Source organism: Frankia sp. R43, assembly GCF_001306465.1.
GTDB classification, from domain to species: Bacteria; Actinomycetota; Actinomycetes; order Frankiales; family Frankiaceae; genus Parafrankia; species Parafrankia irregularis.
In genome coordinates, this window is the sequence record NZ_LFCW01000021.1 from 1 (window position 1) to 14,179 (window position 14,179).

General features: G+C 67.6%; 14 protein-coding genes. 3 read left to right on the forward strand and 11 right to left on the reverse strand.

Features of this window, described 5'->3' with window-relative positions:
- Nucleotides 1-294: 294 nt before the first annotated feature.
- From ACG83_RS41180 to ACG83_RS47510, 11 genes are all read right to left on the reverse strand, one after another.
- Nucleotides 295-504 (reverse strand): hypothetical protein, encoded by a 210-nt coding sequence (locus ACG83_RS41180; protein ID WP_054571671.1) that lies wholly within the window; start codon nucleotides 502-504, stop codon nucleotides 295-297.
- Between the two features lie 833 nt (nucleotides 505-1,337).
- A complete protein-coding gene (locus ACG83_RS41185; RefSeq protein ID WP_054571672.1) occupies nucleotides 1,338-1,520 on the reverse strand; it encodes a hypothetical protein in 183 nt (60 codons plus the stop codon).
- 71 nt (nucleotides 1,521-1,591) lie between these two features.
- Nucleotides 1,592-2,104: an RRQRL motif-containing zinc-binding protein gene (locus tag ACG83_RS47830; RefSeq protein WP_304438458.1), complete on the reverse strand. Its 513-nt coding sequence runs from the start codon at nucleotides 2,102-2,104 to the stop codon at nucleotides 1,592-1,594.
- A 145-nt stretch (nucleotides 2,105-2,249) separates the two neighbouring features.
- Complete coding sequence (locus ACG83_RS41190) at nucleotides 2,250-4,262, reverse strand: type IV secretory system conjugative DNA transfer family protein (RefSeq protein WP_054571673.1); 2,013 nt, start codon at nucleotides 4,260-4,262, stop codon at nucleotides 2,250-2,252.
- A gap of 112 nt (nucleotides 4,263-4,374) precedes the next feature.
- A complete protein-coding gene (gene ssb / locus ACG83_RS41195) occupies nucleotides 4,375-4,812 on the reverse strand; it encodes a single-stranded DNA-binding protein (RefSeq protein ID WP_054571674.1) in 438 nt (145 codons plus the stop codon).
- 51 nt (nucleotides 4,813-4,863) lie between these two features.
- Nucleotides 4,864-5,124, reverse strand: a complete 261-nt coding sequence (locus ACG83_RS41200; protein ID WP_054571675.1) for a hypothetical protein — start codon at nucleotides 5,122-5,124, stop codon at nucleotides 4,864-4,866.
- Nucleotides 5,125-5,221: 97 nt separating this feature from the next.
- The gene (locus ACG83_RS41205; RefSeq protein ID WP_054571676.1) at nucleotides 5,222-6,190 is read right to left on the reverse strand and encodes a hypothetical protein; all 969 of its coding nucleotides are present in this window, start codon (nucleotides 6,188-6,190) and stop codon (nucleotides 5,222-5,224) included.
- Entirely contained in the window at nucleotides 6,187-6,375 is a 189-nt protein-coding gene (locus ACG83_RS41210) for a hypothetical protein (protein WP_054571677.1), read from the reverse strand. The genes ACG83_RS41205 and ACG83_RS41210 overlap by 4 nt, the downstream gene beginning before the upstream one ends.
- Before the next feature lie 76 nt (nucleotides 6,376-6,451).
- The gene (locus ACG83_RS41215; RefSeq protein WP_054571678.1) at nucleotides 6,452-6,661 is read right to left on the reverse strand and encodes a hypothetical protein; all 210 of its coding nucleotides are present in this window, start codon (nucleotides 6,659-6,661) and stop codon (nucleotides 6,452-6,454) included.
- 293 nt (nucleotides 6,662-6,954) lie between these two features.
- A complete protein-coding gene (locus ACG83_RS41220; RefSeq protein ID WP_054571679.1) occupies nucleotides 6,955-7,611 on the reverse strand; it encodes a ParA family protein in 657 nt (218 codons plus the stop codon).
- A 2,979-nt stretch (nucleotides 7,612-10,590) separates the two neighbouring features.
- Complete coding sequence (locus tag ACG83_RS47510; RefSeq protein ID WP_054571681.1) at nucleotides 10,591-10,875, reverse strand: hypothetical protein; 285 nt, start codon at nucleotides 10,873-10,875, stop codon at nucleotides 10,591-10,593.
- 458 nt (nucleotides 10,876-11,333) lie between these two features.
- Between ACG83_RS47510 and ACG83_RS47515 the strand changes: the two genes are divergently transcribed.
- The 3 genes from ACG83_RS47515 (at nucleotide 11,334) to ACG83_RS41245 (ending at nucleotide 13,177) form a co-directional block, all read left to right on the forward strand.
- Complete coding sequence (locus ACG83_RS47515) at nucleotides 11,334-11,930, forward strand: hypothetical protein (protein ID WP_235498529.1); 597 nt, start codon at nucleotides 11,334-11,336, stop codon at nucleotides 11,928-11,930.
- Nucleotides 11,927-12,445 carry a hypothetical protein gene (locus ACG83_RS41240; protein ID WP_083474014.1) on the forward strand — a complete coding sequence of 173 codons (519 nt, stop codon included), beginning with the start codon at nucleotides 11,927-11,929 and terminating at the stop codon, nucleotides 12,443-12,445. The genes ACG83_RS47515 and ACG83_RS41240 overlap by 4 nt, the downstream gene beginning before the upstream one ends.
- A gap of 294 nt (nucleotides 12,446-12,739) precedes the next feature.
- Nucleotides 12,740-13,177, forward strand: a complete 438-nt coding sequence (locus tag ACG83_RS41245; protein ID WP_054571684.1) for a hypothetical protein — start codon at nucleotides 12,740-12,742, stop codon at nucleotides 13,175-13,177.
- Nucleotides 13,178-14,179: the final 1,002 nt, after the last annotated feature.

Consider the following 14,179-nt stretch of genomic DNA (forward strand, 5'->3'; position numbering starts at 1 on the left):
TTTTTGTTGTTCTAATAAGCCGCGACCACCACGATCTGCACAATGCATAGCGTCGGCAGCGTCAGAGTGGTATAAGAGAGAGCATTAGTGCGGCGCTGCGCTTGCACGGGGCCAGCATTCTTGAGCGCAGCGAAAGAATCCCCCACCGACATTCCGGCGCCATTCATGCCGCGCATTCATGGCGCATTCTTTGGGTGATTGTTTGACGTTTCAGTGTGTATTCTTTGCGCAGGCTGTCCGGCGCATTCTTCGGCGCGCGCATAGTCGGACATCCGACTGTGGACGTCCGACTATCTACATCCGTCTTTCACCATCTGACTTCGGATGTTCGGATGGTGTGTCGAGCCGCCCGGGGTCGAGCCGCCCGGGGTCGAGCCGCCCGGGGTCGAGCCGCCCGGGGTCGAGCCGCCCGGGGTCGAGCCGCCCGGGGTCGAGCCGCCCGGGGTCGAGCCGCCCGGGGTCGAGCCGCCCGGGGTCGAGCCGCCCGGGGTCGAGCCGCCCCACGCGCCACGTGGGCGGTGGATGGTGCACAACTGGATAGATGACACCGGAGAATCGAGATCTTGCGGCTACGGGCCACATGGACCCCGTAGCGGCGATTCGTAATGGTCGAGTCGTTAGTGCGCGGAGTGTGGTCACTCTCCGTCGACTCCTGCACAGACCGAACACCCCCCACACACTGCTGCCTAAAATGATCAGTGGGAAAGGTGGGAAACCCTCCTGACCTGCGGTTACGTGGGTGGGAAACAGGGTGGGAAGCGGGTGGGAAACCTCGCCCCACCCGGTGGGAAACTCCGGGCACACCAGCTCCGGCCGCTTCGGCACCGTTTGCCACCTCGCGCGTCGGTCACTCTCCGTGGTTCAGGGTGGCCGTGGCGCCGGCGAGTCCGGGCCACCTCGCCGTGGTCCTGGCCGTCGACGTGCCCGACGCCGGGCCGGAGGTCCGGTGGCGGTAGTCCGGACAGGCCGGTGAGGTGGCGGAGCTGGTGTCCATGACATGTCCGCATCGGTGTCGGTGGTGGCGTATCCCCCGACGTAGCAGGGGTTTCGGGGGGTGGATGTCCACGGACATGCCCACGTGGACATCCGCGGCCGGCGAGGTGCGCGGCCGGCGAGGTGCGCGGCCGGCGAGGTGCGCGGCCGGCGAGGTGCGCGGCCGGCGAGGTGCGCGGCCGGCGAGGTGCGCGGCCGGCGAGGTGCGCGGCCGGCGAGGTGCGCGGCCGGCGAGGTGCGCGGCCGGCGAGGTGCGCGGCCGGCGAGGTGCGCGGTGCCGTCCGGGCTCTGACGCGCGAGAGCCCCGGCGCCAGGTGGCTGCCGGGGCTCTCGGTTCAGTGCGACTAGTGCCCGTACTGGGAACCCTTGTACTTGTCACCGTAGCCGAGTGCGTTGAGGCTGTCGTCAATGCGACGCTCCAGCCGCCGGGCCTCTGCGTCGGTGCCCGAAATTCGAGCTTCCTTCAACTTTTTTTCGGTGGTCAGGACCCTCAGGGTTTCGGCGTCGCGATCCGTCTGACGAGACATTTGATTCTCCTTTGGCGACAGTAATCACCCAACACTTCCGGGATTGCCTTGATCTTACCTTGTCTTGCTGTTCAGGCAACCCTTTTTGCGTATAGCGATGCGCAGTCGAGGCAGATTCCAAGATGGGCGGGAATCGTGTATCCAACGTTCTCGCGACAGTCGGGGCATGTTTTCCGTGCGGCGTGCGCGCGGTCGAGTGCGGCCATCTGTCGAGGGGTGGCGGTGGCCCGTTGGACCGTCTGAATGATCGGGTAGAGAAGTGCGGTTCGAATTCCGCCAGCGTCCCCACGGTGGGAGCGCCACATCAGTTGTCCGACAGGGTCCCCCGGCGAGACGGGCCGAAATCCGATTTCCCGAAGCTGACTCCGGGTGTAGAGCCCCGATGGCGCCATACCCCACGGCCAGGTGGGAATGCCGTACCGGGTTCCGCCTGGGTCAAGGAATCGGATCACGGGATGCCCTCCCGGGGTGTCTACAGGAATTGGACTCGCTCCGGCTGCGCCGCGTTCGGTGTGCGTCGCCGTGTTCCGGATTGATGTCCGGAGTTGAGCTGAGAGTGCATGTCCGGGTGCCGTTCGGCGCATGTCTTGTGGCAGGGGATGCCGTTCGGCGCCCGGACAATTGCGGGGCGGTGGCAGATGACGCACGGTGCGGGTTTCCCGATGCCACCTTTCGGGGAACCGTTGTTGCCGGACCAGTCGAGCGGAACGGGGTCAGGGTCCCGCTCGACTATTGGGCGATCCTGTTCGCGTACCACGCCTGAAGCTCTTCCGGCGTGTAGGTCTGGTCTCGCCCTTCTCCCTGCCCCTTCGGGAATTTCGGGTCACGCATTCTTGCCGCGCGAGCCGTTCCGGGCTTGAGAGGGATCACGCCTGTCCGGCACGCCTCCGGGAGGGTGATCCGCTCCGCCGCGCCATCACCGTCGGTGTCCGCCGTCACGGGCTGGACCGTGACAGGGTCCGGGGTGTCACGGGCATCGCCGGTGGACGGGTCCCCTGTCGAGTCCGCATGCGTGACCGTCACGTAGTCCGTTACGTCCGGGGTCCAGCCACCCACAGTGACGTCCGGCACCCACCCCCCGGCGTCGTGGGATGAGCTGTCAACCAGGGCTTCCGCGGGGGTTGAGCCCGTTTCGTCCATGTCATCGTCGGCTTCTTCGTCGAAGAGGTGGCCCCACCCGGGAACCCAACGTCCAGCGCCGTAGGAGCTTTCCACCTCGCGGACGTGCTCTTCCGTGATCCATGGGGCGCAGCTTCCTGCGTCGAACCACTCGGGCGCCTCTGGCAGTTCCCGGAGTCGCGCGTTCGCCTCTTCCTGTGGAATGTAAGCGATCTGGATAAGCTCCGGCCGCTCGCCGAGCGGACCGTATGTTCCACGACCCTTGATGTCGGCATCCCATGCGGGCTTCTTGACGTGCCCATAGGTCGTGATCCACTTCTGAGCGGAGCACGTTCCGGTCAGGATTCGACCGGAGAACAGGTCTCGCGCGTCAGACCCGCTCTTGCCGAACAGAGTCAGCGACATTTGGTGAGCCCCGAGCACAATGCGATGTTCCAATGCGCGGCCCTGCATCAACGTGACGTGCAACCAAAACGGGATCGGAGACTGCTTCTTCTGCTTTCCGGGACCAGTCCACCACTGGCTTGCCCCACCCGCGAACGAGCCGAATTCGTCGATAATGAGAACGCGGGCGGGAAGATGCTTTGTCGACATTCCGGCCTGCTGCATCAACGCGATGGCGGTAGCGGACGCCACGAATTCCGCCAGCGCACGAATCGAGTCTTCAATTCGCGTGTGAATGCGGACCCCGGACACGGTCCGGGACGGGCGACTCGGGTCCCCCGCGATCCCGTGCGGATGCTCGTCATCTATTTCGGTAAAGCTCATGCGCTTCAGGTCGATGATGTCGACCAGCGCTCCGTGCTCGCGGTTGTGCAGCAGGGGCACGGTCAGAGTGGTGGTTTTCCCGCTCCCGGAACCGGCGACCACGGCCATGTGGGGGACGTCGGTCTCGGTCCGGGCGTAGATCGGCGTCTTGCCTGCTCCGGCACCGATGTGCATCACGTACGGGCTGTCGGAGGACTCCCACGCGACGGCGTCCGGGGGTTGCGGAGTGGGCATGAACTCCATGAAGCGGGGGGCCGACGTCAGGTGAACACGGGACACCTCCATCGGGACCTTGACCCACCTGTCGATGAGCCGCGCGACGGCGAGCTGCTGGTACTCCTCACCCACCCAGTGGTCCGGGAGGTTCACGCGGGTGATGGACCCCTCGCGCTCGGGGTGCTTCGGCACGAGGAGCCACTTGTCCGGCGACGCGCCGACAGGGAGGTTGAGCGGTCCGGACAGCGACTTCATCAGCGGCTGAACGAGCTTGTGCCGGTGCTGGCGGAGCGCCCACCGGCGGTGCGCCCGGTTGCCCACGTAGGCGAGCCCACCGGCCGCCGCGACGCCAGTCAGGGAGGTGGTCAGGGTCGGGTCCACGATCTGCCCGTACGCCTCACCCAGGACTGCGAGGGTGCCGCCGGTGCGGTGCGCGGCACGCTGCCACCGGGGCCGCTGTTGCCAGCGGTAGGCCCTGCCTGAGACGGGGACGACAGTGCCGAAGGGGTCGATGATGGTGGTTGCCGGGTGGAACCACGTGGCGTCGGTGCGACGGACTCCGTCGAGCGGGGCGCCGGAGACCCAGCGCCACCCGATGGTCCGGGCGGGGGTTCGTGTGGAAAGATCATGTCGGGCCATGGGGTGCACTCCCGTGGTCAAGGGGTCGGGCGCGTGAGGTCTTTGCTGAGAGTCACGCGCCCGATCCCGCCGAGCAAAGGGGTTTAGTCCGGCCTGTGGATAACCGGGATGATCAGGACTGATACGCCGGAACCGCGGTCCCGCGGCCCGGAGTGGTGGCGCTCGTGCTGTCCGCCGCGCCGGAGCGCTCCGGCCGCAGCGAACGCGCCGCGTGGAACTTGACCGACACGGCGACCTCGTCCACCTGGACGTCCCACCCGTAGCGGGTCTCGCCGCTCTGCTTGTCTGCCCAGGACGACTGGCGCAGCGTGCCCACCACGAGCACCCGGTCTCCCTTGTTCAACGACGCTGCCGCGTTCTCTGCGGTCTGCCGCCACGCGGTGCACCGGTGGTAGGACGTCGCTCCGTCCGACCACTCGCCGGTGTTCGGGTCCCGACGACGCTCAGTGCAGGCGATGACGAACGACGCGACGGCCGCGCCGTTCGGGGTGAACCGAAGCTCAGGGTCGTTGGCGAGGTTCCCGGCGATGGTGATCACGGCTTCCTGCATGGTGCTGCCTCTCTCTGCGAAACGGGGATCGGGCCGTGGGTGGATGGGGGTTCAGGCGACACGGGGCCCGCGGGTACGGGCGAGGTGAACGAGTCCGGCGACACCAGCGAGAGCGGCCAGGATCGCCACCACGGCACCCGTAACCACCTCCGGGTGCGAGAGCACCGGCCGGCCGTAGACGAGCGCCAGAGCGACGCTCAGGGCCACGACGGGCCGGCGGAGCGTGGCGAGAACGGCCTGAGCGAGGTGTGCGGCGCGCTCCGCGAGGTGGATACCGGCCAAGATCAGAACGAGAACGGCGAGAATGGTCACGGGACGTCCCTTCCGGGTGCAACGGCGGGGGTGTTCTCGGAGCTGGTGACCGATGGCGTCGGTCACCAGCTCCACTGATGTCGGGGGTAGCTCGGGGCTACAGGTACGGGTTCGGCTCGTGCGCCGTGGCCCGGGACTCCCGGATGATCCGGCGGATATGTGAGGGGTCGGCCGTCACGCCGGAGTCCGCGAGACGCTCTCGGATCGTGGGGACGTCGGTCACTCCGCTTGCGACAAGCTCGCGGATACGACGGGCCTTGGAGCCGCGTGGGGTCCCGTTGTCCCCCGGGACGTCCGGGGTGTCCTCCGGCGCGAGGGGGGACAGCGTCGCGACCTGCGGGATTTCGGTCAGGACGTCGGCCTGACGTCCCACGGGAGGTGGGTGGGAGTCCGCCACCGGGGCCACCTCGCCCACAGGCAGGCCGACGACGTCCGTTCCGAGGGGGGGACGTCGCGATGCCTCCATTGCGAGCATCTGCGCCGTCGCCTGGTCTTCCACCCGGGCCACCTGTCGGCGAACCGCGGCCACGGCCATCTGGGCGGACGCGCGGGAGATCTGCTGAGCCACCCACTGTGCGTCGTCCGGTGACAGGTCCGGGGCCGTCGCGCGGTTCAGGGTCCACCACAGGACCTTCGCCGCGATGCTGACGGACGCGCCGATGCACGCCATGGCAACCCCGCCGGTCTGGAGTCCCTCCAGGGCGATGGCGGTCACGGTGACCGCGAGCAACGCCCATCCGATCTTGTCCACAGTCGCGCGCCGGTCGGGCCGGAACCGGACGATGAACGACATCCCGAGCGTGGCGAGCCACGCGAGGTCGAACACCGCACCGGCGAGGTAGGCCGTCCACGTGCCGTTCAACAGGTGCGCGATGGACACCGTCGACCACGTGATGGACACCAGCGTGAGCGCGAGCACCAGGCCGACGACACCGCGCACCGCGATGACGTCGATGTCCCGGGGGAGCACCGGCACGGCCACGCGGCGGGTGCGGGTGACCGGCGCGGACTCGCCGTTGACGGTGTGGGTGTCGGTGTACTTCTGCGTCTCGATGCGGAACTTCACTTCACACCCCCGTTCGCCTTGCGCGCGGCGCGCCGTGCCGCGCGGTAGCCGGAGCTGCCGGGGCCGTAGTCGGGCTCGTCCGGGAGGTGGGTTCGGCAGATGGCGATGTTGGGGTACACGACAACGGGCGGTGCGGTGCACCAGTCGCACGCGACGGGGGTTTCCGGGGTGGGTACGGTCGGCATGGGTCGGATTCCCTTCTGCAGAGGGGTTCGGTCAAGGGCCGTGTCCGGGGCGGAATCCCGGGCGCGGCCCGTCTGGTTACAGGCCCTTCGACTTCCTGATCTCGCGGACCAACTTCGCGCGCTGGTCGAGTCCGAGCGTGAGCAGTCCGTCAACGACGTCGGCCTTGGTCACGCGCTTGCCGAGTTCCAGGGACAGTTCGAGGGTGAGCCGCTCAACGGCATCGATGATCGGCTTGCTCAGGTAGTAGGACACCCGCTCTCGCGGGATCTCCGTCTGTACGGCCACTCTTCGCCTCCTCAGCAAGTCCGGCAGGGTCGGTGCTTCTGGAGTCGACGATACCTCAGAAGTCGGAGAGTCGGATGTTCGGTGTTCGATTTTCGGTGTTGGATGTCCGGATTTTGGTTGCGAGCGAACGGAACTCCTTCTGGTGCGGGTGGGCGCCGGCCGCGCGGGGGTCGACTCCGGCGCGGCCGGTTCGGTCGGTGACGCAGACTCCGGCGCGGCAGGCGGCTCGACAGCCGGAGTCGACTCCGACTCTGGGGCGAGCATGTCCCGGAACTTCCGGCGTCCGGGCGGTGTCATCTGATGTCTCCTGTCACGTAGTCGCGGATGACCTCCGCCGTCACCCGGCGGTAGTCGAGATCGGCTTCGCTGGCGTACCGGCCGCGGTAGGCACCGATCGGCACTCCGGCCAACGCTGCATCTTCGTGTGCTGCATAGCTCCGGATGATCGTGCTGAACACACCGAACCCCTGTTCCACTAGATCGGTCCGGGCTTGCTCCGCCCGGGGGATCGATCGGGGGTCCACGCGAGTGAGGAGCACCCGGAACGGCACCCCGGATGGCCGGACCACCTCTCGGACTGTCCGGGCGAGCCCTGCCAGGTCCAGCGCCGCGGGTGGACTCGGGAGGATGACCGCGTCCGCATGACGCACCACGGCAAGCAGCGCAGCGGATTCCCGGGCGCCCGGCGTGTCCACAACGATCACGTCGTACTCGGCTACCTCGCGGACGTGTCCCAGGAGTCGAGGGTCGGTCTCCGCGGTGTAGTCGAAGCGGAGCTGGACGCCGGCCGCACGCGCGCGGTCCGCCCATCTGGCGGAGTCCCCGTTGGGATCGGTGTCCAGTAGCAGCACGCGCGCGGCGAGCGTCTCGGCGAGCAAGTGAGTGATGTTGAGAGCGGACGTGGTCTTGCCGACGCCACCCTTCTGGCTGGCGAAGATCAGTATCCGCATGACACGAGCCACCCCCTGTGTTGTGAACATCCACAGTCTGATGTCGCATCTCGGAGGTGGACAGGGGGTGCGTCCCCGAAGTGCAACACGCGGCGTGGGATGTCCCTCACGCCCGAAACGTCGGTGCTACTCTGAGTGTTGGAACTAATCGCATGCGACTTGTAGAGGAGGTGGGGTAGATGCAGACGCGCACGCGGTCAGCAAGGGTCCCAGACGATCTTTACCTACTCGCGATGCAACGGCTTGATGTGCCGGCGGACGCTTCATCGTGTCTCGTGATCCGTGCCGCTCTCGCGTACGCGGCCGGCGTCGACGTCGCGGACTACACCCCCCGACGCACAGGCCGTCCGCAGGGCGCCAAGGACAGGCACCCCCGAACCCGTCAGCGGGCGGGGGACGGAGAGCGGGCGGCGTGATGCCCTGAAACGCAAGTGGCCCGGGTGCTGGCAACACCCGGGCCGGACACTCCCGAACCCCTCACGAGAACTGGAGTGCTACGTGCACACCAATCGTACGGTCGCGCGCGCGTCTGCGCCCGATGCCCGGGCAGAGTCCCGGGAAGCTCACTGCGATATCCACCCCGTTCGGGGGACCAGCTCCGGCGAGGTGGGCCAGTGACGGCCCCCGCGGAGGACCCACGTCTCCGCGCAGCGATGGCGGGCACCCCGGACCCCATCGAACCTCCGACCGATGACGACGGCGAAGAGGTCACCTCGCCGCGTCGGGCGGCCGGACAGCCGAAGCCGAGTGGGGTAGGTCGCACCAGGCCACACCTCGCGGACGTCTCCCAGGACGCGCCCGGCGTAGTCGTCCATCGGCTGGTTGGTCGCGAGTTTCGGCAGTATGAAACGGCGCTCTATGCCGTTTCCAAGCGAGACGGAGAGGAACAGGAATACCAAATCCTCCCTGGGCAACTGAACATCTCTCGCGTGACCGAACTCCGAGATGTTGCGCCGGACCTGAGTCCGGGACCGATCATCGAAACGATGTTTGACGTCACCTACGCACCCCCGGGCGCAGAACCACGGAATGCGCTCGTGACCGACAGGGACATGCGCTCTCGTGAACCATCCTGGCCACAGGAGACCGGGATCGGCGGCGTCGTCCCCAAGCGTGGTGCGGACCCTGTCTCCGATGCGATCCGCGCGGCCGGCATGACAGTTCGATACGAGCATGGCGTGTCCGCCGCCTACGGGGTGCCGGGGCTCCTATTTCGCCCGGAACGTGCGCCCGTATTCCTCCGTCAGGGGACGCCGGCACTTACCGCGGATGGGACCGATCCCACCGCTATGTGCGAGCTTCCGCCTCAGGTAGTCAAGGAAGAGGGAATTCGGGTCCTGGGGCTTGATAACCCGTCGACGAACGAAACATACGGCGAGGACTACAACGCATTGTTGCGGTTCCTCGACGTCACCCCGGACCCGTCAGTTCCACTGGCGATGCTGGCCTTGCTCGCCTACTCGCCGTGGGCGGGACTCCCCGGGGTTCCTCACCTCGCCGTCGCTATTGCCGGAGACACCGGTATTCGAAAGAGCGCCATGGCTGGAATCGTCACCGGCGCACAGTCCCGGGAATGGGTGCCGGTCGACGGTGATGCAGACCGCGCCACGGTGAACGTGCGACACAACGCGTCGTCGAAGATCGGAACAGACCGGCTGTTGTACCACCTCGCCGGTAGCGTTGCGATCGTCGACGACGCATTCGCGGGTCACCTCACCCCCGGCGACGTTCGCGCGCAATGGATGATGCTCTCCGGTCTCGCTCAGAGCATGGCGACTCAGAAGGGCGGGACCAAAGCCACTCGGGACGGAGTCGGCATTCGGACTGACCGATACCCACGGTGCTGCATCCTCGTGACTGCGGAGGATTACCCAGACGAAGACCAGCACGGTTCGGAGATTGCTCGGTACCTCGCACTCAAAGTTGACTGCGAAGCGAACACCACAGTCTTGACCGAAGTGCAGCAGAACATCCGGGCTATCTCGCGCGCACATGCTCGCATGATCCGTGATGGCTTGGGCGATCTGGACGCGCCACGGCGAGCGGTTGCCTGGGCACGGGAACAGGTCTCGGACTGGGAGCGGAACGGCCACAACAGGGCAAGGCAGAACGCCACGCTCGCCGTAGCCGGAGTGCGACTCCTCGCGGATGGGTGGGAGCGCGCGGGTATCGGTCCGGGGGAGGCATTCGCCCTGTGGGGAGCGGACGTCATCCATGGCGTTGCGGACGCTCAGGCTCGCCGGTGCGGCATGACTGGGTCTGGACAATCCGCGCGGAACCCTGTGGTGCTGTTCATTCGGCGATTCCGGGAAATGCTTCGGGATGGCACGTGGTATCTCGCATCGCCTACCCGCGGCCCCGGCGATGCGGCGGTACCTCCAACAATCCCGGGACACGGTCCGGGTGCCGTTGGATGGCGTCAGGGTGCGGTTTTGGGGGAGCAAGAGGGCACGCAATGGTTCCCCGCAGGGCGAGGTGACCCGCTTGGTGCGGTCCGGGTGTGGGGAGGGTCCGGCCGCTCCCCGTGGCGTCGCGTAATGCTCGTGGTTCGTTCGTCGGAGTGGGATGACATCGCGGACGCGATTCGTCGGCGAGTTCGGGACCGCGATGGGTGGCCGATGCCAGCGGCGAACGACCTTATTCGCGCGCTCACCGAAGCAGGGTGGGTTAAGAGCACGCACAGTGAGAGCGACTCACTGTGGTCCGATTCCGGCCGAGTCAAGGTGCTCAAGCTCGACCTGGGCCGCTTGCTCGACATTCCCGAGGACGACGGCCAGGACTCCGACGGTGACAGCGGAGATGCTGCGAGTCCGCCTCCCATACCGACGTCGGGTGGCGCTCCGGAGCGGAGTACCGGGCCCTGCCTGGGGTGTGGAGAGCCGATGGCTCCGCACATTCCGGGAGATGGCGTCTATGTGGATGCCACCGGCGCCTATGTCCAAGCACATCCGTCCTGCGAGGTGCCGACTCAGCAGACGCTCATGCCAGCTCCGGCCGCACCAGCTCCGGCCGCACCAGCTCCGGCCGCACCAGCTCCGGCCGCACCAGCTCCGGCCGCACCAGCTCCGGCCGCACCAGCTCCGGCCGCACCAGCTCCGGCCGCACCAGCTCCGGCCGCACCAGCTCCGGCCGCACCAGCTCCGGCCGCACCAGCTCCGGCCGCACCAGCTCCGGCCGCACCAGCTCCGGCCGCACCAGCTCCGGCCGCACCAGCTCCGGCCGCACCAGCTCCGGCCGCACCAGCTCCGGCCCCTTGGACGGCACCGGAGCTGACGCCGGCCGGCTTGGAGTCGCTCCGTAGGACACTCGCGGAAGTCGAGTGGGAGGGTCCGACCGATGACACGTTCATCGGCGACGTGGCCGCGCGAATCGGGTCCGCGTTCCCGAGCAAGGGTGCGCCCGGTTCTGGCGGTCCGGGTCTCGTCTGGGGCGAGGGGCGGGGGCTCACCGGCTACCGCCTGTTCCGGATGGTCCAAGGGCGTGCGCCTCGCCGGCTCCCCCCGGATGAGCGGATCGGGGACGTCTCCCACCCCGTCCCGACCCCCCGAGCAACGTGGTACCGACCGCTCACACCCGAAGAACGAGCCGCGCGGTTCCTCATTCGGTGCGACGTCAACGGGCAGTACCTCTCTGCTGCGGGAGCAATTCCGCTCGGCACCGGTAGACCAATCCACCTCGCCGAACGAATCGTCATCTCGCCGAAAGCTCCGGCGTACTACCGGTTGACCGTCGCGCCCGAAGCGGGTGATGTGGCGCCGTTCGTGGCGCATGGGGATGACTGGTACTCCGCCCCGGGCGCTCGATACCTCGCCGATCGCGGACTCGTCCGAAGCGTCGATGAGGGGCTGGTCTGGACTGACGGGCACCCGTGGTTGGACAGGTGGTACCGGGCCACACGTGACGCGCGCGCGTACCTCGCCACCGGAACCGCGAGCGTCGATCTGGCGGCACTGGCCGCGGTAAAGGCGATGTACGCCACGTTCCTCGGGGGGTGGCTCGCGTCGGAGCAGTACAACGCGACACCGCTGTTCCGGCCGGATTGGCGCGCACATGTTCGGGACCGCGCCGCGGGGAATCAGGCGCGCTCGCTCGACAAGGTTCGGGAGACATCCGGGCGGACCCCATTCGCGCTATTCAAGGATGCGGCGTATTTCACGGCTTCATCTCCGGACGACATCCCGGGTGGGATGGTGGTGTCCGGCCAGTTGGGCAAGTGGAAGCTCGAAGCGTACGGCGAACTCACCCCTGACATAATCGAGATCCTGAACTCCGGCGCGGATGACGTGTTCGGCGCATTGCGTAAGGCGGTAGGGCGATGACTCCCGAAGAGGAAATGCAGAAGTTCGCGGACTCGTTCGACTGGCGTGATGGGTTTCGTTCCCTCGTTGAAGAAGGGAAGTCGAATCGCGAAATCGTCGAAGCGCTCGACTTGACCAATGGTGGGGCCATCAAGCGTGCGTCAGCGATGCGGACGGCGCAGCGATACCGGAAGCTCGTCACGGGAGGTAGCGGCCAGACCCGCGGCGGGCGCAAGGGGCCGCAGGACACTCGTGTGTTGGAAGCGTTGAAGCGGCGCGCGGCGGCGGACCGGTTGCGTAAGCCGATGGTCATCGGCTGGAAAGCGGCTGTGAACGTCAAGAGCAACAGTAAGGGGGCCGGCACCCGGGGGCAGGATCTCGCCCCGTTCGGGGGTGCGAACGCCGCGGCCGATGCCATCGAGCGTGGCGACTACGGGGAAGCCGGGGGTGCGTTCGGCCGTGCGCTGATGCAGCAGTACGGGGCCGAAAGCTTCCTTGAGGTAAAGAGCTTCGAACGGCTTGACATCCAGTACTGACCACACGTACGAGACCCCCGGCGGATCGTGGTTCGCCGGGGGTCTCGTACGTGTGGAACCGCGCACCCTCGCCGGCCGCACACCCTCGCCGGCCGCACACCCTCGCCGGCCGCACACCCTCGCCGGCCGCACACCCTCGCCGGCCGCACACCCTCGCCGGCCGCACACCCTCGCCGGCCGTTAGCGGCCCGAATCGGACGTTTCGTGACTCCTCTGAACTCATACATCTGAAGTTGGATGTTCGGATGTATCGTCGGGGTGCGCAAGGTTGAGGACATCGGGAGGGGCACGGTCATGGTTGAGGCGATCATCGCGGCTGGAGCTGCACTACTGGGCACCCTGGTGGGCGGACTGACGCAGTGGATCATGGTTCGATCGGCGCAAACCGCAGCCACTCGTGAAACGAGCCGCGCCGCGGTTGCAACCCTCGCCGCGGCCCTCGCGGACCACAGGCGTGCAATGTGGGTCCGGGAAGATGCCCGACTCGATGGTGCTGAGCTGGAGCGGCTCGACACGTTGCGCGACGCCAGCCACGCGACTCGGGCAGCGATAACGGTCCCGTTGACGCTCCTGTGCTTGGCTACGCCGAGCCTCGCCACAGTGGCCAGGGATGCAGCAGCAGCCACATACGCGATGCGTCACCCTGCGACTCGGGCGGACCTCACTCGTCTTCGCGAAGACGCGATGACCGCTGAACAGCGCCTCATCGACTCAGCCGGCCAGATCATCTGATCGAAACTCCCTCGGATGTGCGAGACCCCCGGCGATCACGGTTCGCCGGGGGTCTCGCACATCTCCTGCTCACCAGCCGCACCTGCTCACCGGCCGCACCCGCTCGCCGGCCGCACCCGCTCACCGGCCGCACCCGCTCACCGGCCGCACCCGCTCACCGGCCGCACCCGCTCACCGGCCGCACCCGCTCACCGGCCGCACCCGCTCACCGGCCGCACCCGCTCACCGGCCGCACCCGCTCACCGGCCGCACCCGCTCACCGGCCGCACCCGCTCACCGGCCGCCGGCAATCCTGGGATAGCCGGCGGCGCCTCCGATGTCCATGTGGACATGTCCATGGACATCCACCCCGGAACGCCTGCTACGTCGGGGGATACGCCACCACCGGCACCGAACGTGGACATGTCATGGACACCAGCTCCGCCACCTCACCGGCCTGTCCGGACTACTGCCACCGGACCTCCGGCCCGGCGTCGGGCACGTCGACGGCCAGGACCACGGCGAGGTGACCCGGACTCGCCGGCGCCACGGCCACCCTGAACCACGGAGAGTGACCGACGCGCGAGGTGGCAAACGGTGCCGAAGCGGCCGGAGCTGGTGTGCCCGGAGTTTCCCACCGGGTGGGGCGAGGTTTCCCACCCGCTTCCCACCCTGTTTCCCACCCACGTAACCGCAGGTCAGGAGGGTTTCCCACCTTTCCCACTGATCATTTTAGGCAGCAGTGTGTGGGGGGTGTTCGGTCTGTGCAGGAGTCGACGGAGAGTGACCACACTCCGCGCACTAACGACTCGACCATTACGAATCGCCGCTACGGGGTCCATGTGGCCCGTAGCCGCAAGATCTCGATTCTCCGGTGTCATCTATCCAGTTGTGCACCATCCACCGCCCACGTGGCGCGTGGGGCGGCTCGACCCCGGGCGGCTCGACCCCGGGCGGCTCGACCCCGGGCGGCTCGACCCCGGGCGGCTCGACCCCGGGCGGCTCGACCCCGGGCGGCTCGAC